The organism is Streptococcus sp. k-402 (genome assembly GCF_013277515.1).
In the GTDB taxonomy this organism is placed as follows: Bacteria; Bacillota; Bacilli; order Lactobacillales; family Streptococcaceae; genus Streptococcus.
In genome coordinates, this window is record NZ_VMNB01000021.1 from 1 (window position 1) to 1,413 (window position 1,413).

The 1,413-nt window shown below is 37.8% G+C and carries 1 protein-coding gene; it reads right to left on the reverse strand.

Going from position 1 to position 1,413, the window contains the following annotated elements:
* Positions 1–33: 33 nt before the first annotated feature.
* On the reverse strand, positions 34–1,290 hold the full coding sequence (locus HT724_RS09800) for an ISL3 family transposase (protein ID WP_173276858.1): 1,257 nt from the start codon (positions 1,288–1,290) through the stop codon (positions 34–36).
* Positions 1,291–1,413: the final 123 nt, after the last annotated feature.

Sequence of the window (1,413 nt, forward strand, 5' to 3'; positions counted from 1 at the left end):
GCTCTTTGTCAACTGTAGTGGGTTGATGAAAAGCTAAGTTCGAGAAAGGACAAATTTCGTCCTTTCTTTTTTGATATTCAGAGCGATGAAAATCCGTTTTTTGAAGTTTTCAAAGTTCCGAAAACCAAAGGCATTGCGCTTGATAAGTTTGATGAGATTATTGGTTGCTTCCAGTTTGGCATTAGAATAGTGTAGTTGAAGGGCGTTGACAATCTTTTCTTTATCTTTGAGGAAGGTTTTAAAGACAGTCTGAAAAATAGGATGAACCTGCTTAAGATTGTCTTCAATAAGCCCGAAAAATTTCTCTGGTTCCTTATTCTGGAAGTGAAAAAGCAAGAGCTGATAGAGCTGATAGTGATGTTTCAAGTCTTGTGAATAGCTCAAAAGCTTGTCTAAAATCTCTTTATTGGTTAAATGCATACGAAAAGTAGGACGATAAAATCGCTTATCACTCAGTTTACGGCTATCCTGTTGTATGAGCTTCCAGTAGCACTTGATAGCCTTGTATTCATGGGATTTTCGCTCAAACTGATTCATGATTTGGACACGCACACGACTCATAGCACGACTTAAGTGTTGAACAATGTGAAAGCGATCAAGAACGATTTTAGCACACGGAAAAAGCTGTTTAGCCAGGTCATAGTAAGGGCTAAACATATCCATAGTAATGATTTTGACGCGACATCGGATGGCTCTATCGTATCGAAGAAAGTGATTTCGGATGACAGCCTGTGTTCTACCTTCAAGAACAGTGATGATATTGAGATTGTCAAAATCTTGCGCAATAAAGCTCATCTTTCCCTTAGTGAAGGCATATTCGTCCCAGGACATAATCTGTGGAAGGCGAGAAAAATCATGCTTAAAACGGAAGTCATGGAGTTTACGAATAACGGTTGAAGTTGAAATAGACAACTGATGAGCAATGTCGGTCATAGAAGTCTTTTCAATTAGCTTCTGGGCAATCTTTTGGTTGATGATACGAGGGATTTGGTGATTCTTCTTGACGAGAGAAGTCTCAGCGACCATCATTTTAGAGCAATGATAGCACTTGAAACGACGTTTTCTAAGGAGAATTCTAGTAGGCATACCAGTCGTTTCAAGGTAAGGAATTTTAGAAGGTTTTTGAAAGTCATATTTCTTCATTAGGCTTTCGCACTCAGGACAAGATGGAGCGTCATAATCCAGTTTAGCGATGATTTCCTTGAGTGTATCCTTATTGATGATGTCTAGAATCTGGATATTAGGGTCTTTAATATCGAGTAGTTTTGTGATAAAATGTAATTGTTCCATATGAATCTTTCTAATGAGTTGTTTAGTCGCTTTTCATTATAGGTCATATGGGACTTTTTTTCTACAACAAAATCGGCTCCATAATATCTATAGGGATTTACCCACTACAAATATTATAGAGCC

What these genes read in the sequence shown, in the direction of transcription:
- HT724_RS09800 (WP_173276858.1), bottom strand. Translation starts at nt 1,290, where the DNA reads ATGGAACAATTACATTTTATCACAAAACTACTCGATATTAAAGACCCT.